The sequence below is a fragment of the Cytobacillus spartinae genome, from assembly GCF_042865285.1.
GTDB lineage: Bacteria > Bacillota > Bacilli > Bacillales > Cytobacillaceae > Robertmurraya_A > Robertmurraya_A spartinae.
The window spans coordinates 37608-61670 of the sequence record NZ_JBIACK010000005.1; the positions used below are offsets into that span (position 1 = coordinate 37608).

Sequence of the window (24063 nt, forward strand, 5' to 3'; positions counted from 1 at the left end):
GGAAAAGATGAGTTTATTTGATCATAAGTTATCAGTATTACATGAACTCCTACATAAAAAAGAAATTACCGTTTCAGACCTTGTAGATGAATCTTATAAGCGAATTCATCAAGTAGATCATGATGTTCAAGCATTTTTAGCATTAGATGAGGAAAGAGCTCGTAATGTAGCTAAAATGCTAGACGGAAAAGTTCACACTGATGAAACAAAGGGATTATTATTTGGAATGCCAATTGGGATTAAGGATAACATTGTCACGAAGGACTTGATAACAACGAGTGGTAGCAAAATTCTTGGTGATTTTGATCCTATCTATGATGCAACCGTTGTAGAAAAATTACATAATGCTGAAACCATTACAATTGGAAAGCTTAATATGGACGAGTTTGCGATGGGCTCTTCCACGGAGAACTCGGGATTCAAGAAGACGAAAAACCCATGGAATCTGGAGACAGTTCCAGGAGGTTCATCTGGAGGATCCGCAGCATCAGTTGCAGCGGGGGAGGTTCCATTTTCATTAGGTTCAGATACAGGTGGATCTATAAGACAACCAGCTGCTTTTTGTGGGGTTGTGGGGCTTAAACCAACATATGGGCGTGTATCCCGTTTTGGATTAATTGCATTTGCTTCCTCTCTAGACCAAATTGGTCCAATTACTAGAAATGTAGAGGATAATGCTTATTTATTACAAGCAATATCTGGTTTAGATAAAATGGATTCCACTTCTGCCAATGTGGATGTACCGAATTTTGTACAATCACTAACAGGAGATGTAAAAGGATTAAGAATTGCCGTGCCTAAGGAATATTTAGGAGAAGGTGTAAATGAAGAAGTTCGCCAATCAATTTTTGCGTCTCTAAAAGTTCTTGAAGGTTTAGGTGCAACTTGGGAAGAGGTATCACTCCCTCACTCGAAGTATGCATTGCCTACATATTATATTCTCTCTTCTTCTGAGGCATCTGCGAACCTTGCTCGATTTGATGGAGTCAGATATGGTTATCGCTCTGCTAACTCAAATACATTAATTGACCTATATAAAAATACTAGAGCAGAAGGCTTTGGTGACGAGGTAAAGAGACGTATTATGCTTGGTACCTTTGCACTTAGCTCAGGATATTATGATGCCTATTATAAGAAGGCACAAAAAGTGAGAACATTAATTAAAAAAGACTTTGAAGATGTCTTTGAAAAATATGACGTTATTATTGGACCAACGACTCCAACACCAGCGTTTAAATTTGGAGAAAAAACAAGTGATCCATTAACCATGTATGCGAACGACATTTTAACCATCCCTGTAAATCTTGCAGGTGTTCCAGCTATTTCTGTTCCATGTGGATTTGATAAGGGACTGCCACTAGGACTGCAGATCATTGGGAAACACTTTGATGAAAGCACTGTATATCGTGTGGCTCATGCGTTCGAGCAAGCAACAGATTTCCATAAACAAAAACCACAGTTGTAAGGGGTGAGAATATGAACTTTGAAACAGTTATCGGACTTGAAGTACATGTTGAATTAAAGACGGATTCCAAAATTTTTTCTGCAAGTCCAAATCACTTTGGAGCAGAGCCAAATTCTAATACAAGTGTGATTGATTTAGGTTATCCGGGAGTATTACCTGTATTAAACAGAAAAGTAGTAGATTATGCGATGAAAGCAGCTATGGCTTTAAATTGCCAAGTAGCTACTGAAACGAAGTTTGACCGTAAAAACTACTTTTACCCAGACAATCCTAAGGCTTATCAAATCTCACAGTTCGACAAGCCTATAGGCGAGCACGGTTGGATTGAAATAGAAGTGGATGGATATAAGAAGAAAATTGGAATTACTCGTATCCATATGGAAGAGGATGCTGGAAAACTAAATCATGAAGGCGGATATTCCTTATGTGATTATAATCGCCAAGGGACTCCTCTTATTGAAATTGTTTCTGAACCGGATATTCGAACAGCGAATGAAGCATATGCTTACCTTGAAAAATTGAAATCTATTATTCAATACACAGGGGTTTCAGATTGTAAAATGGAAGAGGGGTCTCTCCGTTGTGATGCGAACATTTCGATTCGTCCAGTCGGTCAAAAGGAATTTGGGACGAAAACAGAATTAAAGAACCTTAACTCCTTTAATTTTGTCCGAAAAGGAATTGAGTATGAAGAGAAGCGTCAGGAACAGGTTATTCTATCTGGCGGGACAATTCAGCAGGAAACACTTCGATATGATGAAGCAACCAATACAACCATCTTAATGCGTGTAAAAGAAGGATCAGATGACTATCGTTATTTCCCTGAGCCGGATTTATTAGATTTGTATATTGATGAGGAGTGGAAGGAACGCGTACGCGCGGAAATTCCTGAGCTTCCAGATGAACGGAAAAAGCGCTATGTAGAGGAACTAGCTTTGCCAGCTTACGATGCTGCTGTTTTAACTGTTAGAAAAGAAACAGCTGATTTCTTTGAAGCAACGGTGAATGCAGGTGCAGATGCTAAACTTGCTTCAAACTGGTTGATGGGTGAAGTTTCAGCTTACCTCAACGCAGAACAAAAGGAACTAGAAGAGGTGGCACTAACTCCAGAAGGGTTAGCCGGAATGATTAAGCTCATTGAAAATGGTACGATATCTTCTAAAATAGCGAAGAAAGTCTTTAAGGAGCTTATTGAAAATGGTGGTAATGCAGAACAAACAGTAAAGGAAAAAGGTTTAGTCCAGATTTCTGACGAAGGTGCACTATTGAAGATTGTTACCGAAGTGCTTGATGCAAACCCTCAATCCATTGAAGACTTTAAGAACGGAAAAGATAAAGCAATCGGTTTCCTAGTAGGCCAGTTAATGAAGGCTTCAAAAGGGCAAGCAAACCCACAGTTAGCCAATAAACTAATAGTTGATGAAATAAAGAAACGCTAATTTTCGATATCACAGATTTTAAGACTTCGACAGTTTCTATTAAAATTTCCCAGGAAAAGATATGATTCCCCTTCGATGTCGAAGGGGTTTCCTTTTAATTTGTCGAAGAAGAGATGACAAAATTTCAATAGAGAAAGGTAGTGTTTAAATGGGTTTATTAGAGTGGTTTAACAAAGGAATGAATGTAGAGGAATACCTAGAAACGATGAAAGTGAATAAGGATGAAATGTTGTCGATTTACAACCGCTTTCACTTAAGTGACCAACAATTAGAGGAACTTTCTTTATTAAAAGACCAATCCCTAAAGGTCATCGTTCTTACGGAAGACTGGTGTGGAGATGCCATGTTGAACAACCCAGTTTTATTGAAAATCGCTGAAAATACAGGGATGGAAGTTCGCTTCTTACTAAGGGACCAAAATTTAGAACTTATGGATCAATACTTAACAAATGGTACTTCAAGAGCCATTCCGATTTTTATTTTTATAGATGGAGAAGGGGTAGAAAAAGCGGTTTGGGGTCCTAGAGCCTCTGAAATACAAACAATGGTTGATGAACTACGATCAAAACTTCCTGATAAGAATGCTGAAGACTTTGCAGATAAGCAGAAAGAAATGATTACGCAGTTAACAACAGCTTACAAGCAAGATTCCGATCTATGGTCTGTTGTCGCAGGTAGTATTATTGGTGCTTTTAAAAAATAGTGCTAAAAAGAAAATCGAACCAAAAGTAAAGAGAGCTATCAAAAGCTCTCTTTAAATCACATTATTTTCTTTTCGTAGTGATACGATCATCTTTTAATCGATTATCATTAATTTTAAGTTCATTATTTGAAAGGAAGTTTTTAATATTGGTTCGGTGTAGAAAAAGTAGAAACAAAAGAAATAAAGAAAATATAAGTTCATTATCATTACCTGGCTCAATCAAAGAAAATATAAGTAAAGCTACGCCGACAGAAATGCTACCAAAGAAAACATATTTAGATACAAAGATTACGGCAAAAAAGGTTACATAAGCTACCAAAAGCATCCAGAGATTTGAAACTAGTAAAACCCCAGCTGTAGTTGCGATTGCTTTACCACCTCGAAAGTTAGCAAAAATCGGAAAGCAGTGACCGACGACTGCGATTAGCCCAATATGGAGTGGTTCAAGCTCAGTTTGAAAGTATAAAGGTAGTGATGCTGCGACAGCCCCTTTCCCCACATCCACAAGAAGTACAATGATGGCTGCTTTTTTTCCTAATACGCGAAGACTATTTGTCGCACCAGGATTATTGCTGCCATGCTCTCGAATATCAATATTAAAAAACACTTTTCCCACAATTAAGGCTGTTGGAATTGAGCCTATTAAATAGGCTGCCAACAAAATTAGCGAAGTCATATAATCATCCTTTAACAGAAAAATGGAAATGTCCTTATATATAATGTAAACGACAATTCCTATTACATGAAGAGTTTTTTAATAACAGGATAAAAATGTTATTCCGCACCTCCCGATTTGTTTTCAATTGAATTTTACCATATAATGATTCTATCTTTAATAAATTTCCTAATATTTAGATAATTCGGAGGTGAGAATGTGAAAGAAGTAAATTTCGGTCTAGTGGCAAAAAGTTATGCTAAGTCTCGTAATGATATCCCCAGTAATCTTTTTGAAAGTTTTACAATACGAAATATTTTCTTTGAGGGTAAGAGGGTAGTAGATATTGCATGTGGTACGGGTGCCTTAACAAGAAAACTAGACCTGCGAAATGCAGATGTTATTGGAGTAGATCCTTCGATTGAATTAATTAAAGAAGCACAGAATATTAACGCACTTGAATATAAAAACATTCGTTATGAGGTCGGGTCTGCTGAGAAGACCAACTTACCATCAAACGATTTCGATATCGTTACGGTAATGAGGGCTTGGCATTGGTTTAATAGAGAAGAAAGTATTAAAGAGATAAAGAGATTATTGAAGAATAAGGGAATTTTGATCGTAGCGGATTCCGGATTTGTCCCCCCTCATGAAGTAACTGACTTCACTTTTGATGTTTTGAAAAGACATATTCCTGATGGGGTAAAGCCACCTGGTTCTAAAGCAGAGTCCAAGCAAAGAATAAATGGTTTTCCTGTGGAGTGGTTTGACGAATGGAGTAAGAACGAGTTTGATTTGCGAGATTTTTATAAGTTAGATTACAAGGTTCAATTTTCTAACAGTGAATGGTTAGATCGAGTTACCTCTCTATCCTATCTTGCAGGTCTTGAGGAAGAACCAAGGAAAAACATAATAGAAGAACTTCTGAATTTACTAGATACAAAGTTTGGGAAAGATGCTATGCACACAATTCCACATGCTTGTTACGTAAGTATTCTAAAACTACATAAATAATAGACATACATAAAGCTCCCTTTAGTTGAATAGAGGGGGTTTTTAATTTTTTTTATAAGGAAATAAAAATTTTTTTTAAAAAAGGTGTAGGGGTTTTTAATTGTTCCAACGTCTATTAAGGTGGAAGCGGTAGAAAGGGGGAGAGAGACATCAGCGACCATATTCTAATTGAAAAAGTATTAAGTGGCAATGATCACGCATTTCGTCTTCTTGTTGAAAAGTATCGGAACGATTTGTTTCGCACTATTTATGCAGTATTAAGAGATCAAAAAGATGCAGAAGATGCCACCCAAGATGTATTTATTAAAATATATCACTCTCTCCCAAGGTATGAGAATCAAGGTTTTAAAACTTGGATCACTAGAATTGCGGTTAACTATGCGATTGATGTGAAAAGAAAGAAAGATAGACGTCGCGAAGAGATCATAGAGCCTATTGTATATGAATCTCTACCTATAGAAGAGGTAAGGGTAGAGGAAGGAATGATTCTGGAGGAGAAGCTAAAGTTTGTTAGGGAAAAGCTTGATGAGCTTCCTGTAAATTATCGTGAGGTCATTCATGGTTTTTATATTGAAGAAAAAAGCTACCAGCAGATGGCGCAGGAAAATAATGTGGGAGTTAAAACCATTGAAACTAGACTGTATAGGGCACGACATTGGATGAAGAGACATTGGAAGGAGGAAGATTTTTCATGACTCATTACTCATTTGAACAGTGGAAGAAATACGCAAGCGATGAAATAGATGAGAAATCTAGAGAGAGGTATGAAAAACATTTATATAGCTGTGACCTATGTGTAGAAGTCTATTTTCAGGTTGTTTCAGAACTAGAGAACGAGCTTCCTGCTCTATCTAATGAAGACTCCTTTACAGACATCATTATGGAGAAAATTGAAGAGAGTAAAAGTGCTACCCGGATTCATGCTGGGAAAAAGGTACCTTTTTATCAAAGAGCTATTTTTCATTATACACTTGCCGCTGCTATGACGCTTTTACTTACGACAACAGGTGTTTTTCAGTCCATTTCAACCTATGTGGAGAATGTTCAGAGTCCAATCGCTCAGGAAAAAAAATCTTCTGTTACAGAGGGGATAGTAGATAGAACGTTTGCTTGGATGGATTCGATTGAGAAAAGAAACAGGGAGGAAAACAGATAATGCAAAAAAATCCAATCATTGCGTTTTTATTAGCCTTTTTTCCAGGTGGGGGTCTACTCTATTTAGGAAAAATATTTAGAGGTCTCGGTTACTTATTGTCTGAAATATTTCTTGTTGCGTTAACGCTTATTTTAGCTAACAATTGGGCACATAATGAGGCTTTCCTATGTGTTATTTTAGGTGTAATTCTTTACGTAATAAATTTAATAGACACTGCGGTAACGGCGTCTAGATTGCATAAACAGCAAATAGGAAACCAGTCTTTAACTCAAGATGCTCCTATTTCAAATCGTGATTCGGAGAAATTCTATACAACCCTTTTATCATTAATCCCGGGGGTTGGTCATTTCCAATTAGGTTTAATGAATAGAGGAATGACCATCCTAACGGCGTTCTTAGGATTGGGAGTCATGGTGTTCTTCGTATCCATCCTTACCTCAAGAGGCGAATTTCTAATTTTCCTAGCCATACTACCTGTTATTTGGTTCTACAGTTTCTTTGATGCTATGCAGCAAATTAATAAAAAGGAACGTGGTGAAGAGCTTGTTGACCGTAGTATACTGGAAGACTTTGAAATGAGAAGAGAGGATGGGAAAAAGAGCAAATCAATTGCAACATTTTTATCCATTTTTCCAGGCGCAGGACACTTATATCTTGGTTACCAGCGTCGCGGAATACAACTAATGGCAGCTTTCTTATTCTCGATTTACATTTTAGATGTACTAAGATTAGGTATTTTTCTATTTCTAATTCCAATAATTTGGTTTTACAGCTTTTTTGATGGCTTGCAAAAAGCATCTAAATTTGGGCAAGAGCCAATTGAAGATAAGCCAATTATTGAATACTTAATCAATCAGCAGAAATGGATTGGGATTGGTCTAGTATTACTAGGATTATATTATATGACATCCAACATCCTTATTCCCTCTATATCACCAATGCTTTACTCAATGATTGACATCGATTTAAGATATTGGTTTGATCATTACTTTCAAACGGCAATCGTCTGTATTGTCCTCATTGGTGGAGGAATTAAGTTATTGCTAGGTAATAAGAGTAGGAATCAGGAAGGTTTATCTGAGTAACTGTATGAACAGGAAAGGAAGGTGGGTTTACAATGAGAACTTGGCGAGTCGGAACCATTTCAATGGGAATAGCACTGCTATTTCTAGGTATATATTTATTATTTTCACAAATTCTAGGATTAGATATGCTTCATGTGATGATATCTTGGTTGCCAATTATACTTGTCGTACTTGGTATTGAGATATTAGTATATTTATTTTTATCGAGGCAGGAAAAGCCATTACTAAAATATGATTTTTTAAGTATTTTCTTTGTTGGCATTCTTGGAACCCTTGGAATTGCGTTCGCTGTGTTAAATACAACAGGTCTACTAGATATCATGGATGATGTTTTAGGAAGAGAGGAGAAGACTTATGAACTGCCTTCCTTTACAAAGGAAGTTAGTGAGGATATAAAACGAGTAGTTCTCCATACTGAACGCTATCCTGTCACGGTTGAAAGTACAATAGATAAAGAGGTTTCAATGTTCGGAACGTATCGAGCAAGTACGAGTAAAAACAAAGAACTAATATCAGAAGCGGATGACTATGTCTCTGCACTTCAAAAGGGTGACACTTTGTATATAACGATTAAAGGGTTGCCAGAAAATTATAGAGGACCATTTGATTTTTACTCTACTATGGTTGCGACGGTGTTGGTTCCGACCAATGTAAAGTTAGAGGTAACTGGGAATGATAATCCTATTACAATAAAACCGCGCACACTAATGAGTGACTGGAATGTGGAGAGTGCTTCAAGTATCTCCCTTCATTTAGAAAAAAACAGTGATGTAACGGTTTCAGCAGTTGGGATACAAGAGTTGGTTAGTCAGGAGAATGAATGGACTGTAACGTCTGGTCATACAGAGGATTCTAACCCCGAGTTTAATGAGATTGAAGAGGGATATGCGTATCCAGAGGGCAATAACCATTTTAAAAATGCCAGTTACAAAATGGGAAAAGGTACTCATCAGCTAAATATATCCAATAGCTTTAAAGTTAGTTTGAATACGTTAAAGTAACCATTGCCTTTCATTTGATTCTTAGTGTTAACGCTAAGAATCTTTTTATGTTTTAATCAAATTGAAGCTTTCCATTTTCTAATAAAAGGGATATGATATGGGTCGGGCTATTCCATCTTTCCTATAAAATGATAAGGGAGAACTTTAGAAAATTGCGAGCGGCAATTTTTTGGGTTATGATGTTAAAAGATGGAATTGAGTTCGGAAAGAGAGACTACGTTTTGAACAATAAATAACAATCAATATAGTATAGAGACTAAGTAAAATAGGATGATGGATATGAAAAGAGCAAGAATTATTTATAATCCAACCTCAGGTCGTGAGATTTTCAAGAAGCATTTATCTGAGGTGCTCAGAAAACTTGAGGAAGCAGGGTATGAAACATCCTGTCATGCAACGACCGGACCTGGTGATGCAACGAAAGCGGCTGAAATTGCGGTGGAACGCCGATATGATTTAGTAGTAGCTGCAGGTGGAGACGGTACAATTAATGAAGTAGTGAACGGTTTGGCCGAAAAAGATTATCGTCCTAAACTTGGAATTATACCAGTAGGAACAACAAATGATTTTGCAAGGGCTGTACATATTCCGAGGGATATTGAGGTTGCGGTTGATATCATTGTAAAAGGTGATACGATTCCAGTAGATATTGGGCGTATAAATGAGAAATATTTCATAAATATTGCTGGTGGTGGACGTATTACGGAACTTACGTATGAGGTCCCAAGTAAACTAAAGACCATGCTTGGACAACTAGCATATTATTTGAAGGGTGTAGAAATGCTTCCGTCTATTCGAGCTACCGAGGTGAATATTGAATATGATGGAAAGCTTTTTGAAGGGGAAGCGATGCTATTCTTAGTAGGCTTAACTAACTCGGTTGGTGGTTTTGAAAAGCTTGCTCCAGACTCATCTATAAACGATGGAATGTTCTCTTTGCTTATTCTAAAGAAAACAAACCTAGCGGATTTCATTAGGGTAGCGACTTTGGCTATCCGTGGAGAGCATGTGAATGATCCACTTGTCATCTATACGAAAGCAAATCGAATAAAAGTGCATTCAGAAGAAAAGATACAATTAAATTTAGATGGGGAGTTTGGTGGTTTAGTGCCAGCTGAATTTGTGAATTTGTATCGACATCTTGAAGTGTTTGTTCCTATTGATGATATCCGCGATGAGGACCGTCCTGAAAACAGCGCGGTAACCGTAAATGAATAGAACCTTAAAAAGCTAGCCCAGGCTAGCTTTTTTCTTATATAAGTGTAGTTGTTTTAAGAATGTAAATGGTGGATGCTATAATTGGGTAAAGAATGAAACAGTGTCGTGTTATAAAATACGAATTAATGCTTATTGAGTTTTTAAAGGAGCGTGAACATTAATGCGATTTCAAGAATTAAAAACAACTGAAGAGAGGCTCGAATTAATGAGCACGTTATCAGAGCGATTTTCAAAAAGGGCAGCTCCTGTTGATGAAGAAGGGACATTTCCTTTTGATAATCTTAACGATTTAAAGACTTCAGGATATACCGCGTTAACAGTACCTAAAAGATATGGCGGAGAAGAAATATCTCTATATGAGCTAGTGTGTCTTCAAGAATATATTGCAAGAGGAGACGGTTCAACCGCATTGTCCATAGGTTGGCATATGGGAATCATACAGGATCTCGGGGAAAGAAATAGATGGAAAGAATCCATGTTTAAGATGATGTGTGAGGATGTTCGTAATGGAGCCCTTATTAACAATTGCGCATCTGAAAGACAAACAGGAAGTCCAACGCGTGGTGGGAAGCCAACCACTACTGCAGTAAAACAAGGGAAGCACTGGGTGGTCAATGGCCGAAAAACATTCACAACGATGTCTCCCATGCTTGATTATTTTAATGTAACAGCCACCGTAGCTGAAAGTGAGGAAGTCGGTTATTTCTTAATTCCCAGGTCTACTGATGGTGTGGAAATTGAAGAGACATGGGATAGTATCGCGATGAGAGGTACGGGAAGTCATGATTTAGTCCTAAAGGATGTTAAAATCGAAGAGGATTATTTAGTAGAGCGGGTTGAGCCAGGTAACAAGGGTGCATCAGGTTGGTTACTTCACATTCCAGCTTGCTATTTAGGAATTGCCCAGGCAGCTCGAACGTATGCCATTCAGTTTGCAAAAGAATACTCACCGAATAGCATTAAGGGATCGATTATCGATTTGCCAAATGTTCAACAGAAAGTGGGAGAGATGGAGTTTGAGTTAATGAGAGCCCGTCATTTTCTTCATTCTGTGGCAAAACAATGGGATGAAGCGGATGAAGAAGGAAGAAATCGCATGAAGCCTGAATTAGGAGCGGCGAAGCTTGCAGTGACAAACTCTGCCATCGAAGTGGTTGACTTGGCGATGAGAATTGTGGGTGCTAGAAGCCTTTCAGAACAAAATCCTTTACAGCGATATTATCGCGATGTCCGTGCCGGTCTTCACAACCCACCTATGGACGACATGACGATTATGTTACTTGCGAAGAACGCAATCAAATAGTTGTAAAAACTGCTGGTTAAAAGAGAGACCGGCAGTTTTTCTATTTTTATCTGGGGATTTCGTATTTTGTATACAAGTATGTTACAATTTTTCTAGTCAATTTGGACATGTAGATCCGAGTAAAGGAAGAATCTAATGAGTAAAACAATCCCGATTAATAAAAATGATTACATAGATGTAGAGTTTGAGGATTTAACCCATGACGGAGCAGGTGTAGCCAAAATAGATGGTTATCCAATATTCGTACCGAACGGATTGCCTGGAGAAAAGGCGAAAATAAAAGTAATTAAAGTAAATAAAGGGTATAGCTTTGGTCGCTTAATTGAGATATACGAAGAAAGCAAGGATCGAGTAAATGCGCCATGCCCTATTTATAATGAATGCGGTGGATGTCAGCTCCAACATCTTAGTTATGAAGGTCAATTAAGGGCAAAAGAAAAGCAGGTTCGCGATGTACTAACAAGAATTGGAAAGCTCGAGAATGTAAAGGTTCATCCTACTTTAGGGATGGAGGAACCTTGGAGATATCGCAATAAAGCGCAAGTTCCTGTAGGAGAAAGAGAGGGAGGCTTGATTGCTGGCTTTTACCAAAAACGTAGCCATGAAATAATTGATATGCAAGCATGTCTCATCCAACAAGAGATTAATGATAAAGTGGTTCAGGCAGTAAAGGAAATATGTGAGCGTCTTGGAATTTCAGCCTATGATGAACAGCGACATAAAGGGACATTAAGGCATATTATGGCTCGTCATGGGTTAGTAACGGGTGAAGTTATGGTTGTAATTGTAACCAGAACTCAAGACTTACCTCATAAAAATCAAATAATAGAAGAAATAATCTCTCGAATTGATGGAGTAAAATCCATTATTCAGAATGTAAATAGTCGAAAAACAAATGTTATTTTAGGGAATGAAACAAAAGTTCTATGGGGAGAAGAAGTGATTTATGACTATATTGGCAATGTGAAGTTTGCCATATCCTCAAGATCCTTTTATCAGGTAAATCCTGAACAAACAAAGGTATTATATGAGACAGCTTTGCAATATGCAGACTTAACCGGTGAAGAGAATGTTATTGATGCCTATTGTGGAATTGGAACGATATCACTCTTTTTAGCGCAAAAGGCTAAGAAGGTTTATGGAGTAGAAATTGTCCCTGAAGCCATCGAGGATGCGAACCGTAACGCGATGTTAAATGATATCTCTAATGTTGAATTTGCTGTTGGTGAGGCAGAGGTCGTAATTCCGAAGTGGTATAAGGAAGGGGTTACGGCGGAAGTATTAGTAGTCGATCCGCCGCGAAAAGGCTGCGATGAAGCACTTCTACAAACCATTATTGATATGAAGCCAAAGAAAGTTGTGTATGTATCGTGTAATCCGGCAACATTAGCTAGGGATTTACGAATCCTAGAGGATGGGGGCTATAAAACGGTTGAAGTACAGCCAGTTGATATGTTCCCGCATACGACGCATTGTGAAGCTGTTGCGAAATTGATCTTAAAGTGAGGAAAATAAAAAAACCTATCATGTCTAGCTAATTAAAGGGACATGATAGGTTTTTCGTTTACTAGCTAAGAAAGTATAAGTTTTTCAAGTTAGATTGGTGTCTAGCTCCAGCGCCTAGCGCCTAGTAAACTTCACCCCATCTCCTTACGATAAGTCAACATCGAATCGCTACGCTCTCCGTGTTTCCTTTATCTCATACGATGGGCCTCCAGTTTATACGGCGCTTAGCAAGGCGCTTGCGCTTTTCTTATAGATTACGATTTTTAAACAATAAGTAGATGAAGTAAGGTGCTCCAATAGCAGCAGTAAAAACACCTGCTGGTATTTCTAATGGCGTTGCTATCGTTCTTCCTATTAAATCTGCCACTATAACTAATAAACCACCAATTAACGCGGATGTCGGAAGTAGCGCTCCGAATGCAGAACCAACTAAATTACGAGCAATGTGAGGAGCCATTAGACCAACAAACCCAATACCTCCAGCAAAAGCAACGGCTCCACCGGTTAACGCAGTACTAATTAATAGTAATGTAAAACGATCTTTTTGTACTCTGCTCCCGGCACCCTTTGCTAACTCTTCCCCAAGCTCTTGAATATTAAGCTTTTGCGCTAATACAAAACTTATAATTAATAGTACAGAAGCCCATGGTACTAAAATTTTAACATTTGACCAGTTTGAGCCATACACCGTTCCGGTAATCCATATATTTGCCTGACTAGCTTGAAAAATAGGCCCCATAATCATCAATGTGGTGGTAAAAGCTTGAGTTAGGGCAGCGATACCAATACCAATTAACACTAGCCGGATAGGCGATACACCATTTTTCCAAGATAAAAAGTAAACAAGTAAAGCAATCGTTGTTGCTCCAATGAAAGCTGCTAAAGGCAACCAATGGATACTGATGGTTAGAGAATTATTGCTGTCACTAAACAAGGCTAAAAATCCTACTACAGCAACAGACGCCCCACCCGTAATACCGATAATATCAGGGGAGGCAAGTGGATTTCTAATAATTCCTTGTAAAATCGCACCTGCAACGGCTAAGCTCATACCAGCGAATAATGCAACGATGATCCTTGGCAAACGGAATTGATTAACAACGAGAGAATGCATATCCGTACCTTTACCAAATAAAGTCTTGATCACTTCCAATGGGGAAATCTTCATATCTCCCATGCCTGTACTAATAATAAACGCTGCCAAAGTAGCAATAAAAAGAGCAATCGTAACAAGTAATGCTTTCTGATCAATTAGAAAGGATATAACACCTTTTATACGAAGGGTTTTATATTTCTTCATTATTTAGATATCCCCCTTCTTGCGATGTATATAAAGAACGGCGTTCCAATGATTGCTGTCATAACACCAACTGGAACTTCTTCAGGCATAATAATATAGCGCGCACTAATATCGGCCCAAATAAGAAGGGAACCACCAATGATCGCGCAGTAAGGGATAACCCAGCGATGATCGATCCCAACCAATGATCTAGCTAAATGTGGAACAACGATGCCAATAAAGCCAATTGGTCCGGCTACTGCAACTGATCCTCCAGCTAATACAACGATGATAAGTGCAGAGATAATTTTGATAAGTCCTGTTTTTTGTCCTAATCCCTTCGCGACATCTTCTCCCATGGAAAGAACATTCACTTTACTAGCAATGATCATTGAAGCGATCCATGCAACTGCTATATAAGGTAAGACACCATAAAGCAGTTCTAGCTTTCTACCTTGAACAGAACCAGCTAACCAAAATAATACTTCCTCTAATGCTCGTTCATTCAATACAAGTAATCCTTGTGTAAAGGAAGAAAACAAGGCTGCCATGGCTGCTCCTGCTAGTGTGAGCTTCATTGGAGTTAATCCTTCTCGACCTAATGAACCAAGAAAATAAACTGCAAAGGCTGCAACAGCGGCTCCTAAGAAAGCAATCCAAGTAAAAGATTGCATGGAACTTATACTAAAAACTGAAACGGCAACAACGACAAAGAATCCAGCTCCGGCATTGACTCCTAGAATTCCTGGGGAAGCCAATGGGTTTTTTGTAAGGGCTTGCATCAATGCACCTGCAATTGCAAGGCTTGCTCCTACTACGGCTGCAATTAGAGCTCTCGGAAGCCGAACGGATTGAATAATAATATGCTCATTCGAACCATTAAAATTTCTAAAAGCCTCAATCGCCATCTTTAGAGTCGTATCGGTGTACCCGTAAATAATACTAGCAATCATACTTAATAGTAAGAAAATAGCTCCTATACAAAGTCCGACTATTTTTAACCTATTTGTTTTTAAAATCATTATGAAAACTCCTCAAAGTTTAGCAGCTACATTGAAAATAGCCTTTTTCATAGATAATTTGATTCTTATAAATTCTATACTCAATATTCTATTATTTTATGTTTGGGTCTAGATGTCAATGATTTTGAGAATCATTTTCAATTTTTATGACAGTGTTGTGAAAGGGTATTGACTATTGGTGAAATATGAATTATTCTCGTAAATGTAAATGATAATCATTACCGATTACGGAAGGGGAAAACAACCTTGTTTAAGAAGCTTAATGCAAAATCTATACTTACACTTTTATCTCTTATGCTAGTATTTTCTTTAATTCTAACTGGTTGCGGCCAAGGAGAAAGTAAAGAAGAAGCTGCACAAACGGAAGAAAAGTCAGATACAGGATCTGAAACAAACAAAGAAGAAGCAACACCAGCGTCTTACACAGTTGAACATGCTATGGGTACAACTACAATCGAAGGAACACCTGAAAAAGTCGTTATTCTTACAAATGAAGGTACAGAAGCATTGCTATCTATGGGAGTTAAGCCAGTAGGAGCAGTAAGTTCTTGGTCACCTGCTGAAGGTTCAGACTTCTATGCACATATTAAAGATCAAATGGAAGGTGTTACAGCAGTAGGGCAAGAAAGTAGCGTTAACTTGGAAGCAATTGCAGCGTTACAACCTGATTTGATCATTGGTAACAAGCTACGTCAAGAAGAAATCTATGAGCAATTAAACAAGATTGCACCAACAGTTTTTGCTGAAACGCTTAAAGGCGATTGGAAATTAAACTTTGAATTATATGCAAAAGCATTAAATAAAGAGGCTGAAGGTCAAAAAGTAATGGCTGATTTTGACGCGCGTGTGGCAGAAATCAAAGAAAATGCTGGCGACAAGCTAACTACTGAAATCTCTATTATTCGTTTTATGGCTGATCACGTTCGTATTTATCTAAAAGATACTTTCGCAGGAACTATTTTAGAGCAAATCGGTTTTGCACGTCCTGAAGCACAAAATGTAGAAGACTTTATGATTAAAGCTGGTAAAGAGCAAATCCCTCAAATGGAAGGGGACATCATTTTCTACTTTACTTATGCACCACCAGGAGAGACTGATGCACTTAACAACGAAGAGGAATGGTTAAAAGATCCTTTATTCCAAAACTTAGAAGCTGTTAAAGCTGGAAACATTCACAAAGTAGATGACTCAATTTGGAACACTGCTGGTGGAGTAATTGCAGCTAACCTTTTCTTAGATGATCTTGAAAAATTCTTTTTAGAACAGTAATTTTTAAGTAGAGCTGGAGATGATTCCAGCTCTATTTTTATGTTATGGATTTTTTTAGGATTGATGGGCAATTAACTTAGCTAATTGAGGTAAACTATATAGTGTTAGAATCTTAACCAACTACATAACAGAGATAAAGATTTATAAGGAGAAGTTATGAACAATTATAAAATGGTGATTCAATATGATGGAGGTCGTTATCGAGGCTGGCAGAGGCTCGGGAACGATGATAATACAATTCAAGGAAAGATAGAAAATGTTCTATCCGAAATGGTTAGAAGAAAGATTGAGATTTTTGGTAGTAGCAGAACAGATGCAGGGGTTCATGCTTTATATCAAGTGGCTAACTTTAAGATGAGTGAGGACTTAGCGGAATCAGATATTAGGGAATATCTATACAGATATTTGCCAAGAGATATTAGTGTCATAGAGGTTGAGAAGGTTCATGATCGTTTTCATGCTCGATATAACGCGAAGGAAAAGACATATCTGTACAAGATTTGGAATAAAGAATATACAAATCCTTTCATGAGAAAGTACAGCATGCATGTTGACAAAAAATTAGATATATCAAAAATGAAAAAAGCAGCTCAGTTTTTTATAGGTGAACACGACTTCACTTCGTACTCGAATGCAAAAAGTAAGAAAAAATCGATGGTGCGAAAAGTAAATAGTATTGATATAGAAGAAGTAGAAGGCTTTATTGAAATTAAGATTAATGGGAACGGTTTTCTCTATAATATGGTGAGAAAAATTGTTGGAACGTTGATAGAAGTTGGTCTGGGAGAAAAAGAAGCAGAAAGCATTCCTGGAATTATTGAATCGAAGGAGAGAGTGCAGACTGGCGGAATGGCAGAGGCTGGTGGGTTGTATCTTGTAGATATTGAATTTTAATTGTGCCTATCTTTGTCTCAATCAGACGAAGATAGGCTTTTTTCATTTGGCAAGTTTAACTTTATGTCCTAGGGCAAAACTGTTAGGGGTCAAAACTTCTGCTTCAAGGGAGGGAAGATACTTTCATAATGAATAAACTATGGCGCAAATTAAAGAACAGTCTTTGGTTATTACCGAGTATATATAGTGGAATTGGATTAATCTTAGCAATTATAACTGTTATGTTTGATACTTACTTCATAAAAGATTACAGGGAGTTTGTACCTGACATCTTGCTTACAAGTGTAGATCTCGCAATAAAAATATTAGCTACTTTAGCCTCTGCGCTGTTAACGATGACGACCTTTACATTTTCGATTATCATGGTTGTGTTAACGACCTATTCCTCTCAATTCTCACCAAGAGCACTTCCCAATTTCATGACCGAAAAAACTACAATGAGGGTACTTGGAATTTTTCTAGGTGGCTTTATCTATTCCATCTATAGTCTTCTATTTATGAGGAAATCCATCGGGAATGAGTACGTAATTTCAGCAGCGGTCGGAGTCCTTTTTACGATTGTATGTTTGTTGTTCTTTATTCACTTTATCCACTATATCGGGAAGTCCATTCAGGTGGATTATCTGATTGAAAAACTAACGAAAGAAACATACGAATGTAGTCAGGCGTTGAAAAAGCAGTTGAAGGGCAAGAGGCTGGCTATTAGCAACGATTTTGAAATAGAGTTGGGATTTAATAAATCCTGCTACTGTAAAGAGGCCGCCTATCTTCAAATGGTGAATACAGAAGAACTTGTCTCTTTTGCTACTAAAAATAACCTATTTATAAAATTCCATCACAAAATAGGGGAGTTTGTTTCTGAAGGTAAAGTGGTATTTACCGTTTATCGTGATAATGGGAGTGTTGATGATCAGCTTTTAGAAACGTGTAAAAAACACATAACACTAGCTCAACAAAGAAACACCTCTCAGGACCTTTCCTATTCTGTTCAAAAGTTAGTAGAAATTGCTTTGAGAGCAACTTCCCCTGCAATCAATGACCCTTTCACCGCGAAGCACTGTATTAGGAATATCGGAAAGGTACTAGCAGAGATAAGTCCTTTATTAGAGGGGAACCTGCTTTTTAAAGATGAAGAAGACAAACCAAGGGTCTTTATAGCAATGGAAAGTTTACAAAATCTCCTCTACTTTAGCTTTTATGAATTTGAGGTAAAGAGTAGAAAAGACTTACCGATATTGGGGGCTATTCTGGATGCATTGATTTTAACAGCACAGAATAGCTCTGTTGAGAACAGGGAGGTAGTGTGGGGTTTTCTTGACTATATTACTTATTATTTTCATGAGGATATGGATTTACATGAGCTGGATGAGGAGTATCTACGGGTGAAGAAGGGGATGTTGTTTGGGGTGACGCATAATGAAGTTTCAACATAACTTTCCATTAAGAAGGAGGCTTGCTTAAAAATTTTAATAGGCAAGCTTCCTTTTTATAGCATACCATCCCTGTTTCTGATTCCACGTGTTTCTATCATCACTTATTTTCCAAGATACAAATTGATATTTTGCGTTAACTCCGTAAGCCCATTCTCCCGATACACAAACGTCTCCGTACAGCATTCGTTCGTATGATAGGCACTAATTAAGCCTGCAGTACGAAGCATCATAACATGATGGTGGACCGTACTTTTCGAAAGTTCAAAACGTTGCTGAATTTCTGTAAAAGTTTTAGGTCCTTCCTTCACAAGCTTTAATATACGCAATCGATTCTCATCAGAGAGGGCTTTTGTTAAGCGCACAAGCTTTTTAGACGGCTGTTCAGAATCTTTCTCTGGTAAATCAACAGGGTACATGACATGAACCATGTTCTTGTATTTATAAATCGTAATGAGCGGATTTATGTGATAAGAAGGAATTAAAATCACTTGTTGCAATCCTTTGTAGTCCTCTATACGAACCCCACCGGAAACTTGATCCACAAATGAAACAGAATCTACCTCTTTTTCTTTCCCGTCCCATTCATTAATAGACTGTCTCAAGGTTTTAATGATGATGGGGTCTAAATCATTAAAATATACACTATTCCATTTTGAAATTAATTCAATATATTTATCTCGTAGGGAACTTAGGTCTGCTGGTAGTACCTCAGAGTAATAGGAAAACAGCCTCTCGTATAGCTGTCCAGGATCTAGCGATCGAAGCCATTTTACAAATGCTTCAACATCGTCCTTAACCGGGGATTGCCATATTAATAGAGACAAGTAATTAAAACAAGGTAAGTTCTTCGGACTCCCTAAATCTACTTTGTGTTCATCTAATTTTTCCTGTACGGCATTCACCCATTCAGTCCCCAATTCTACATTTTTAATGGACTTTTTTGTTAAAAATAACTCTAGGCTATTCATTAATTCATATAGTGGAGAAAATTCAAAATCTACTCTATATCCCATGTGTTTTCACTTCCCGTACGCAAATGCTACTGCTATTCTATCATATTAGAAAAAAATAATAAAAGTGGAAATTAGTTGTAATTTTAAAATAATCATTTATAATGAACAATATAAAACGTTCGATATAAATAGAACAATAAAAATCATAATATAAATGTAGAGGTGTACTACTATGAATGTGTTAGTTATATATGCACATCCCAATCCCAATTCATATAATTCAAGTTTAAAAGATGCTGCAGTAGAGGCTTTAATAAAGAAAGGTGCAAAAGTTACCGTTTCTGATCTTTATGCGATGAACTTCAATCCTGTCGCACAGCTAAGTGATGTCAGGGTTCCTCAAGATTTGTCGACAGTTCCTAAAGACCTTCAGTTAGAAAGAGAAAAGGTAGAATGGGCTGATTACATCATCTTTCAGTTTCCGATGTGGTGGACATCAGCACCTGCGATTATAAAAGGCTGGTTTGACCGGGTTTTCGCGGCTGGTTTTGCATATGGTCCTGGAGTGTATAACCACGGGAACTTAAAAGGGAAGAAAACGATGCTGTCTATCACAACCGGAGGTAAACATCTAGAGAATTATGGAGTTAACCGACTAAAGGGTGAAATGGACGAGAGGTTATTTAACATCCACCATGAAATTCTGTATTTTACGGGTATGACAGTACTTGAACCGTTTATTGTCCCGAGTGGTGTTAGTGAAGAAAAGAGAAAAGAATTCATTGAACTTATAAAAGAGAGAATGACACATCTAGAAAGAGTCCCAATGATTCCGTTCCCTGCTCTAGAAGATTACGAAAATGGTAATCTTACTAAGAAAGAGGAAGCAACCGTATCATAATGGAAAAAGCAATTACTAAATAAGTATGGGCTCAAAAGTTTACATATAAAGGAGAATGAATCATGTTAGCAATCACCGTAAATCCAAAATTAAAAGGTTCCATAAACCTTGAAGAGATGCCAATGCCTAAAATTGGTCCAAATGAGGTTTTAATAAAAGTGAAAACAGCGGCTCTAAATCACCGTGATATATACGTGAACAATGAGTGGCGTGCATTAAAGGATATTGAGAAATTAATTGCAGGTGGAGATGGGGCTGGGGTAATCGCTAAAGTTGGAAGTGAAGTACAGGGTTGGTCAGAAGGTGATGAAGTGATGCTTAATCCTTATGACATGAAAAATGACCTATTTCTTGGAGGACCAACAGATGGTACTTTTGCAGAATATGTGAAATTTTCAGCTGACCACATTTTAAGAAAACCAGATTATCTAAGCTTTGAAGAAGCAGCTCCCGTCCCTCTAGCTCTAAGTACAGCATGGGGGACAGTTGTCACGCAAGGAAAAATTAAATCGGGCGAAACTGTACTTATCCAAGGAATTGGTGGGGGAGTAGCGTTGTTTATCCTTCAGTTAGCCCTTATAAAAGGTGCAAAAGTAATTGTAACATCAGGGTCTGATGAGAAAATTCAACGAGCAATGGAACTGGGAGCTATAGCTGGTTTCAATTACAAATCGGAAAACATTGCTGAAAAAGTAATAGAGTTCACAGATGGACGTGGAGTTGACGTAGTCGTTGATAGCAGTGGGAAGAATTCTATTCCGAGTAGTATAAAATCTCTAGCAAAGAACGGTAGATTACTTGTATTTGGATCTACAACGGGTGGCATCGATTGGAATGAATTGAAAAATAAAGATTTCTTTGTAGAAACAGGAATGGTACCACAAACAGATTTAGAAGAAGCCCTCACGTTTTATGCAGAGCACAAACTAAGACCTATTTTGTCTAAGAGCATATACCGTTTTGAAGAATACAAGGAAGCATACATTGAGCTTGAAGAAGCAAGGCAGTTTGGGAAGATCGTAATACGTATTTCAGAATAAAGGAAAGAACATAATTGATTTCAACAACATAAAAACAGCTACTAAAAAGTAGCTGTTTTTATGTTCTGTCGCAGGAACTTCATGAGCTTTTGGAATGGCACTTGCCTGTTTAATCGGCTCTCTGTAACCCACAAACAAGATTATTTTATTAACCCTTTAGAAGTAAGAAATTCTCTTGCTACCACTTCATAATCTTCACCATCGATATCTACCCTTGCGTTCATTTGCTGCATGTCTTTTTCGGTAATTTGTCCTGCTAAGCCGTTTAATGTTTCCTCAAGATCAGGATATTGATCTAGTACTTCCTGTCTAATGACAATAGCTGCATCATAACGAGGGAAGAAACCAAGATCATCTACTGTTGTTTGAAGATTGGATCGTTCAATTCGGCCATCTGTTGTAAAGGCCGGGATAACATCCACATCTCCTTGAATCAACGCTTGGTACATGACATTTGGATCAAAACTATCTGTTTTTGAAAAATTAAACGAATAAGCTTCCTTAAAAGCATCATATCCATCACCTTGACGCTCGTAAAATGCATGAGGTGCTCCGAAAGAAAGATTTTCAGATAACGCAGCAATATCAGAGTATGTTTCAGCATCAAAATCAGCATCTTCTGTATAAGCTAGAGTATAGTTGTTTTCAAATCCTAGCGGTTTTAGCCAAGTAGATTGATAGCGTTCTTCATAGCCTTCTTTTACTCGGTTAAATATGCTCTCACTAGATTCTCCTTCTTCAGCTTGTTCACCTAATACGGCTTCCAAACCTGTTCCTGTATATTCTACATACATATCAATCTCTTCATTTTCAAGTGCTGGAGTCAAAATAGATACTTCACCTAATCCGTCTTGAAGGTCAACATCATAGTCTGTGTTTTCTTCAATATGTATAGCAAGCAGCTGTGAAAGGATATATTGCTCTGTCCAGTTTTTACCTGAAACCACGATTGGATCTTTTGCTGTTTCTCCAGCTTGCTTAGCATTGCAGGCAGTTAATAAAAGTGTCACAACGATCAAAATAGCTACGTAGAATTTTTTGTTCCTCAACTTCATTCCTCCTCAATTCGATTTAATTCCTTTAGGTGTAACCTTTTTTTCTATTAATTTTAAAATAAAATCTAAAAATAACGCGAGTAATGCAACAGGGATAGCGCCTGCTAAAACAAGACTATTATTCCAAGATTGCAAGCCTCTCCAAATGACATCTCCAAGTCCTCCGGCTCCTACAAAAGTGGCTAGGGTAGCAACACCAACTGTTAAAACCGTTGCTGTTCTTATTCCGGCCATCATGTATGGAAGAGAAAGGGGCAGTTGAATCTTCCAAAGAATTTGGCGTGAAGTCATTCCCATTCCTTCGCCTGCTTCAATAATTCCTTCCTCCACCCCTGTGATTCCTGTATACGTGTTTCTGAGAATAGGAAGGAGAGCGTATATAATGAGTGCAACTAAAGCCGTAACTGTTCCAATTCCTAATAGGGGGACAAGAAAGCCGAAGAGAGCAAGACTAGGGATGGTTTGTAAAACAGCCGTGATTCCTATGTACAACTCAGCAACTTTTCTCTTTCTAGATATATAGATTCCTAGAGGTAAGGAAATACAGACAGCGATGAGGATTGCTAGAAAAGATATGAAAAGATGTTCAATGGCACTTTCGAGAATTAGGTCCTGCCTAGAAACGACCGTGTCCCAAAATACTTGTAGAGCCTTCATCTACTCCACCATCCTTTTTAAACCTGCAAGCTCTTGTAGTAACTGATTTTTCTCTATCTTTCCTTTTGGAAGACCATTCTCGTCGACCATAATGATGGTTTCTGCTTCTTTCAACAGCATAGTATGTGCTACTTTCTGTAAAGATGACTGATAAAATAGAGTAGGAAAAAGATTGTTTGAATCCTCATCAAAAAATGGTTGCATAATCGCTGAGGCTTGAAGTTCTTCTTTGTTTATTAGAGTCTGTCGAACTCTATCCTCACCAATGAAGGAGCGAACAAAATCATTTACTGGATTTTCAAGTAGTGTACGAGGAGAGGCAATTTGCTCAATACTTCCAGCTTTCATCACAATAAGCTCGTCAGCAATTTTAAGGGCTTCATCCATGTCATGGGTTACGAATACGATGGTTTTATGTATGTTTTTTTGGATAAGCTTCAATTCATCTTGGAGCTGTTCTCTACTAATGGGATCGAGGGCACTAAAAGGTTCATCCATTAAGATAATCGGAGGATCGCCGGCCAATGCTCTTATAACCCCAATCCGTTGTTGTTGTCCTCCACTAAGCTCTAAAGGATATCTTTTTTTAAAAATATGTGGATCTAGACCTACCATATCTAATAAATCATCTACTTTTTTCTCGTAATCTTCCTTCTTCCAACCTTTTAATTTTGGAACTAACGAAACATTCTCTTCTATGGTCATATGTGGAAGTAATCCAATTCGTTGGATAACATAACCAATATTTCGCCTCAGCTCGACTGCATTTTCATTAGAAATGTTATTCCCATTAATCGTTATTTCACCAGAAGAAAGAGGGATAAGCTTATTTATCATTTTCATAGTAGTTGTTTTACCACATCCACTTGGACCAATTAATGTAACTAAGTTTCCCGTTTTAACGGTAAATGAAACATTGTCAACCGCGACCGTTCCATCCTCAAAGGTCTTGGTAACATTATTAAATGTAATCAACCTTCTCACCTCCTAAAAAATTTCCAAAAGTAATGGCTAA

General features: G+C 37.6%; 23 protein-coding genes. 16 read left to right on the plus strand and 7 right to left on the minus strand.

The genetic code is table 11. The features are described from left to right. Positions 1–7 precede the first annotated feature (7 nt). The 3 genes from gatA to ACFYKX_RS12060 all read left to right on the plus strand — a co-directional run bounded on the left by gatA (position 8) and on the right by ACFYKX_RS12060 (position 3607). Positions 8–1465 (plus strand): Asp-tRNA(Asn)/Glu-tRNA(Gln) amidotransferase subunit GatA, encoded by a 1458-nt coding sequence (gene gatA, locus ACFYKX_RS12050; protein WP_389361261.1) that lies wholly within the window; start codon positions 8–10, stop codon positions 1463–1465. A gap of 11 nt (positions 1466–1476) precedes the next feature. Then, positions 1477–2904, plus strand: a complete 1428-nt coding sequence (gatB, locus tag ACFYKX_RS12055) for an Asp-tRNA(Asn)/Glu-tRNA(Gln) amidotransferase subunit GatB (RefSeq protein ID WP_389361263.1) — start codon at positions 1477–1479, stop codon at positions 2902–2904. Between the two features lie 148 nt (positions 2905–3052). Beyond that, complete coding sequence (locus ACFYKX_RS12060) at positions 3053–3607, plus strand: thioredoxin family protein (protein ID WP_389361265.1); 555 nt, start codon at positions 3053–3055, stop codon at positions 3605–3607. A 61-nt stretch (positions 3608–3668) separates the two neighbouring features. Here ACFYKX_RS12060 and plsY read toward each other — a convergent pair whose 3' ends face one another. Beyond that, on the minus strand, positions 3669–4283 hold the full coding sequence (plsY, locus tag ACFYKX_RS12065) for a glycerol-3-phosphate 1-O-acyltransferase PlsY (protein WP_389361267.1): 615 nt from the start codon (positions 4281–4283) through the stop codon (positions 3669–3671). Positions 4284–4481: 198 nt separating this feature from the next. Between plsY and ACFYKX_RS12070 the strand changes: the two genes are divergently transcribed. From ACFYKX_RS12070 to rlmD, 8 genes are all read left to right on the plus strand, one after another. Beyond that, the gene (locus ACFYKX_RS12070) at positions 4482–5276 is read left to right on the plus strand and encodes a class I SAM-dependent methyltransferase (RefSeq protein WP_389361269.1); all 795 of its coding nucleotides are present in this window, start codon (positions 4482–4484) and stop codon (positions 5274–5276) included. 161 nt (positions 5277–5437) lie between these two features. Next, positions 5438–5971, plus strand: coding sequence for an RNA polymerase sigma factor (locus tag ACFYKX_RS12075; RefSeq protein WP_389361513.1), 534 nt, complete (start codon positions 5438–5440; stop codon positions 5969–5971). Continuing rightward, positions 5968–6432 carry a hypothetical protein gene (locus ACFYKX_RS12080; protein WP_389361271.1) on the plus strand — a complete coding sequence of 155 codons (465 nt, stop codon included), beginning with the start codon at positions 5968–5970 and terminating at the stop codon, positions 6430–6432. The genes ACFYKX_RS12075 and ACFYKX_RS12080 overlap by 4 nt, the downstream gene beginning before the upstream one ends. Next, the gene (locus ACFYKX_RS12085) at positions 6432–7517 is read left to right on the plus strand and encodes a hypothetical protein (protein ID WP_389361273.1); all 1086 of its coding nucleotides are present in this window, start codon (positions 6432–6434) and stop codon (positions 7515–7517) included. The genes ACFYKX_RS12080 and ACFYKX_RS12085 overlap by 1 nt, the downstream gene beginning before the upstream one ends. A 32-nt stretch (positions 7518–7549) precedes the next feature. After that, a complete protein-coding gene (locus tag ACFYKX_RS12090) occupies positions 7550–8518 on the plus strand; it encodes a hypothetical protein (protein WP_389361275.1) in 969 nt (322 codons plus the stop codon). A 279-nt stretch (positions 8519–8797) separates the two neighbouring features. Then, a complete protein-coding gene (locus tag ACFYKX_RS12095) occupies positions 8798–9736 on the plus strand; it encodes a diacylglycerol kinase (protein ID WP_389361277.1) in 939 nt (312 codons plus the stop codon). Between the two features lie 160 nt (positions 9737–9896). Further along, entirely contained in the window at positions 9897–11039 is a 1143-nt protein-coding gene (locus ACFYKX_RS12100) for an acyl-CoA dehydrogenase family protein (protein ID WP_389361279.1), read from the plus strand. 135 nt (positions 11040–11174) lie between these two features. Then, positions 11175–12545, plus strand: a complete 1371-nt coding sequence (rlmD, locus tag ACFYKX_RS12105) for a 23S rRNA (uracil(1939)-C(5))-methyltransferase RlmD (RefSeq protein ID WP_389361281.1) — start codon at positions 11175–11177, stop codon at positions 12543–12545. A gap of 247 nt (positions 12546–12792) precedes the next feature. On the opposite strand, the gene ACFYKX_RS12110 is transcribed toward rlmD, so the two are convergent. Both ACFYKX_RS12110 and ACFYKX_RS12115 read right to left on the minus strand, forming a co-directional pair. Beyond that, positions 12793–13845, minus strand: a complete 1053-nt coding sequence (locus ACFYKX_RS12110) for a FecCD family ABC transporter permease (RefSeq protein ID WP_389361283.1) — start codon at positions 13843–13845, stop codon at positions 12793–12795. Next, positions 13845–14846 carry a FecCD family ABC transporter permease gene (locus ACFYKX_RS12115; protein ID WP_389361285.1) on the minus strand — a complete coding sequence of 334 codons (1002 nt, stop codon included), beginning with the start codon at positions 14844–14846 and terminating at the stop codon, positions 13845–13847. The genes ACFYKX_RS12110 and ACFYKX_RS12115 overlap by 1 nt, the downstream gene beginning before the upstream one ends. A gap of 294 nt (positions 14847–15140) precedes the next feature. Between ACFYKX_RS12115 and ACFYKX_RS12120 the strand changes: the two genes are divergently transcribed. From ACFYKX_RS12120 to ACFYKX_RS12130, 3 genes are all read left to right on the plus strand, one after another. Further along, positions 15141–16115, plus strand: a complete 975-nt coding sequence (locus ACFYKX_RS12120; protein ID WP_389361514.1) for an ABC transporter substrate-binding protein — start codon at positions 15141–15143, stop codon at positions 16113–16115. Positions 16116–16271: 156 nt separating this feature from the next. Further along, the gene (gene truA, locus ACFYKX_RS12125; protein ID WP_389361287.1) at positions 16272–17009 is read left to right on the plus strand and encodes a tRNA pseudouridine(38-40) synthase TruA; all 738 of its coding nucleotides are present in this window, start codon (positions 16272–16274) and stop codon (positions 17007–17009) included. A 128-nt stretch (positions 17010–17137) separates the two neighbouring features. Then, the gene (locus ACFYKX_RS12130; protein WP_389361289.1) at positions 17138–18442 is read left to right on the plus strand and encodes a DUF2254 domain-containing protein; all 1305 of its coding nucleotides are present in this window, start codon (positions 17138–17140) and stop codon (positions 18440–18442) included. Between the two features lie 101 nt (positions 18443–18543). Here ACFYKX_RS12130 and ACFYKX_RS12135 read toward each other — a convergent pair whose 3' ends face one another. Further along, positions 18544–19455 (minus strand): ArsR/SmtB family transcription factor, encoded by a 912-nt coding sequence (locus tag ACFYKX_RS12135; RefSeq protein WP_389361291.1) that lies wholly within the window; start codon positions 19453–19455, stop codon positions 18544–18546. 172 nt (positions 19456–19627) lie between these two features. On the opposite strand from ACFYKX_RS12135, the gene ACFYKX_RS12140 reads away from it, so the two are divergent. Both ACFYKX_RS12140 and ACFYKX_RS12145 read left to right on the plus strand, forming a co-directional pair. Next, on the plus strand, positions 19628–20296 hold the full coding sequence (locus tag ACFYKX_RS12140; RefSeq protein WP_389361293.1) for an NAD(P)H-dependent oxidoreductase: 669 nt from the start codon (positions 19628–19630) through the stop codon (positions 20294–20296). A 62-nt stretch (positions 20297–20358) separates the two neighbouring features. Continuing rightward, positions 20359–21336, plus strand: a complete 978-nt coding sequence (locus tag ACFYKX_RS12145; protein WP_389361295.1) for a zinc-dependent alcohol dehydrogenase family protein — start codon at positions 20359–20361, stop codon at positions 21334–21336. A gap of 140 nt (positions 21337–21476) precedes the next feature. Here the strand turns inward: ACFYKX_RS12145 and ACFYKX_RS12150 are convergent, their stop codons facing one another. The 3 genes from ACFYKX_RS12150 to ACFYKX_RS12160 are packed head-to-tail and all read right to left on the minus strand — an operon-like array spanning position 21477 to position 24023. After that, entirely contained in the window at positions 21477–22391 is a 915-nt protein-coding gene (locus tag ACFYKX_RS12150; RefSeq protein WP_389361297.1) for a glycine betaine ABC transporter substrate-binding protein, read from the minus strand. Positions 22392–22397: 6 nt separating this feature from the next. Then, a complete protein-coding gene (locus ACFYKX_RS12155; protein WP_389361299.1) occupies positions 22398–23048 on the minus strand; it encodes an ABC transporter permease in 651 nt (216 codons plus the stop codon). Further along, positions 23049–24023, minus strand: a complete 975-nt coding sequence (locus ACFYKX_RS12160) for an ABC transporter ATP-binding protein (protein ID WP_389361300.1) — start codon at positions 24021–24023, stop codon at positions 23049–23051. Positions 24024–24063 lie beyond the last annotated feature (40 nt).

What these genes read in the sequence shown, in the direction of transcription:
- gatA (WP_389361261.1), top strand. Translation starts at nt 8, where the DNA reads ATGAGTTTATTTGATCATAAGTTATCAGTATTACATGAACTCCTACAT.
- gatB (WP_389361263.1), top strand. Translation starts at nt 1,477, where the DNA reads ATGAACTTTGAAACAGTTATCGGACTTGAAGTACATGTTGAATTAAAG.
- ACFYKX_RS12060 (WP_389361265.1), top strand. Translation starts at nt 3,053, where the DNA reads ATGGGTTTATTAGAGTGGTTTAACAAAGGAATGAATGTAGAGGAATAC.
- plsY (WP_389361267.1), bottom strand. Translation starts at nt 4,283, where the DNA reads ATGACTTCGCTAATTTTGTTGGCAGCCTATTTAATAGGCTCAATTCCA.
- ACFYKX_RS12080 (WP_389361271.1), top strand. Translation starts at nt 5,968, where the DNA reads ATGACTCATTACTCATTTGAACAGTGGAAGAAATACGCAAGCGATGAA.
- ACFYKX_RS12085 (WP_389361273.1), top strand. Translation starts at nt 6,432, where the DNA reads ATGCAAAAAAATCCAATCATTGCGTTTTTATTAGCCTTTTTTCCAGGT.
- ACFYKX_RS12090 (WP_389361275.1), top strand. Translation starts at nt 7,550, where the DNA reads ATGAGAACTTGGCGAGTCGGAACCATTTCAATGGGAATAGCACTGCTA.
- ACFYKX_RS12095 (WP_389361277.1), top strand. Translation starts at nt 8,798, where the DNA reads ATGAAAAGAGCAAGAATTATTTATAATCCAACCTCAGGTCGTGAGATT.
- ACFYKX_RS12100 (WP_389361279.1), top strand. Translation starts at nt 9,897, where the DNA reads ATGCGATTTCAAGAATTAAAAACAACTGAAGAGAGGCTCGAATTAATG.
- rlmD (WP_389361281.1), top strand. Translation starts at nt 11,175, where the DNA reads ATGAGTAAAACAATCCCGATTAATAAAAATGATTACATAGATGTAGAG.
- ACFYKX_RS12110 (WP_389361283.1), bottom strand. Translation starts at nt 13,845, where the DNA reads ATGAAGAAATATAAAACCCTTCGTATAAAAGGTGTTATATCCTTTCTA.
- ACFYKX_RS12115 (WP_389361285.1), bottom strand. Translation starts at nt 14,846, where the DNA reads ATGATTTTAAAAACAAATAGGTTAAAAATAGTCGGACTTTGTATAGGA.
- ACFYKX_RS12120 (WP_389361514.1), top strand. Translation starts at nt 15,141, where the DNA reads ATGCTAGTATTTTCTTTAATTCTAACTGGTTGCGGCCAAGGAGAAAGT.
- truA (WP_389361287.1), top strand. Translation starts at nt 16,272, where the DNA reads ATGAACAATTATAAAATGGTGATTCAATATGATGGAGGTCGTTATCGA.
- ACFYKX_RS12130 (WP_389361289.1), top strand. Translation starts at nt 17,138, where the DNA reads ATGAATAAACTATGGCGCAAATTAAAGAACAGTCTTTGGTTATTACCG.
- ACFYKX_RS12135 (WP_389361291.1), bottom strand. Translation starts at nt 19,455, where the DNA reads ATGGGATATAGAGTAGATTTTGAATTTTCTCCACTATATGAATTAATG.
- ACFYKX_RS12140 (WP_389361293.1), top strand. Translation starts at nt 19,628, where the DNA reads ATGAATGTGTTAGTTATATATGCACATCCCAATCCCAATTCATATAAT.
- ACFYKX_RS12145 (WP_389361295.1), top strand. Translation starts at nt 20,359, where the DNA reads ATGTTAGCAATCACCGTAAATCCAAAATTAAAAGGTTCCATAAACCTT.
- ACFYKX_RS12150 (WP_389361297.1), bottom strand. Translation starts at nt 22,391, where the DNA reads ATGAAGTTGAGGAACAAAAAATTCTACGTAGCTATTTTGATCGTTGTG.
- ACFYKX_RS12155 (WP_389361299.1), bottom strand. Translation starts at nt 23,048, where the DNA reads ATGAAGGCTCTACAAGTATTTTGGGACACGGTCGTTTCTAGGCAGGAC.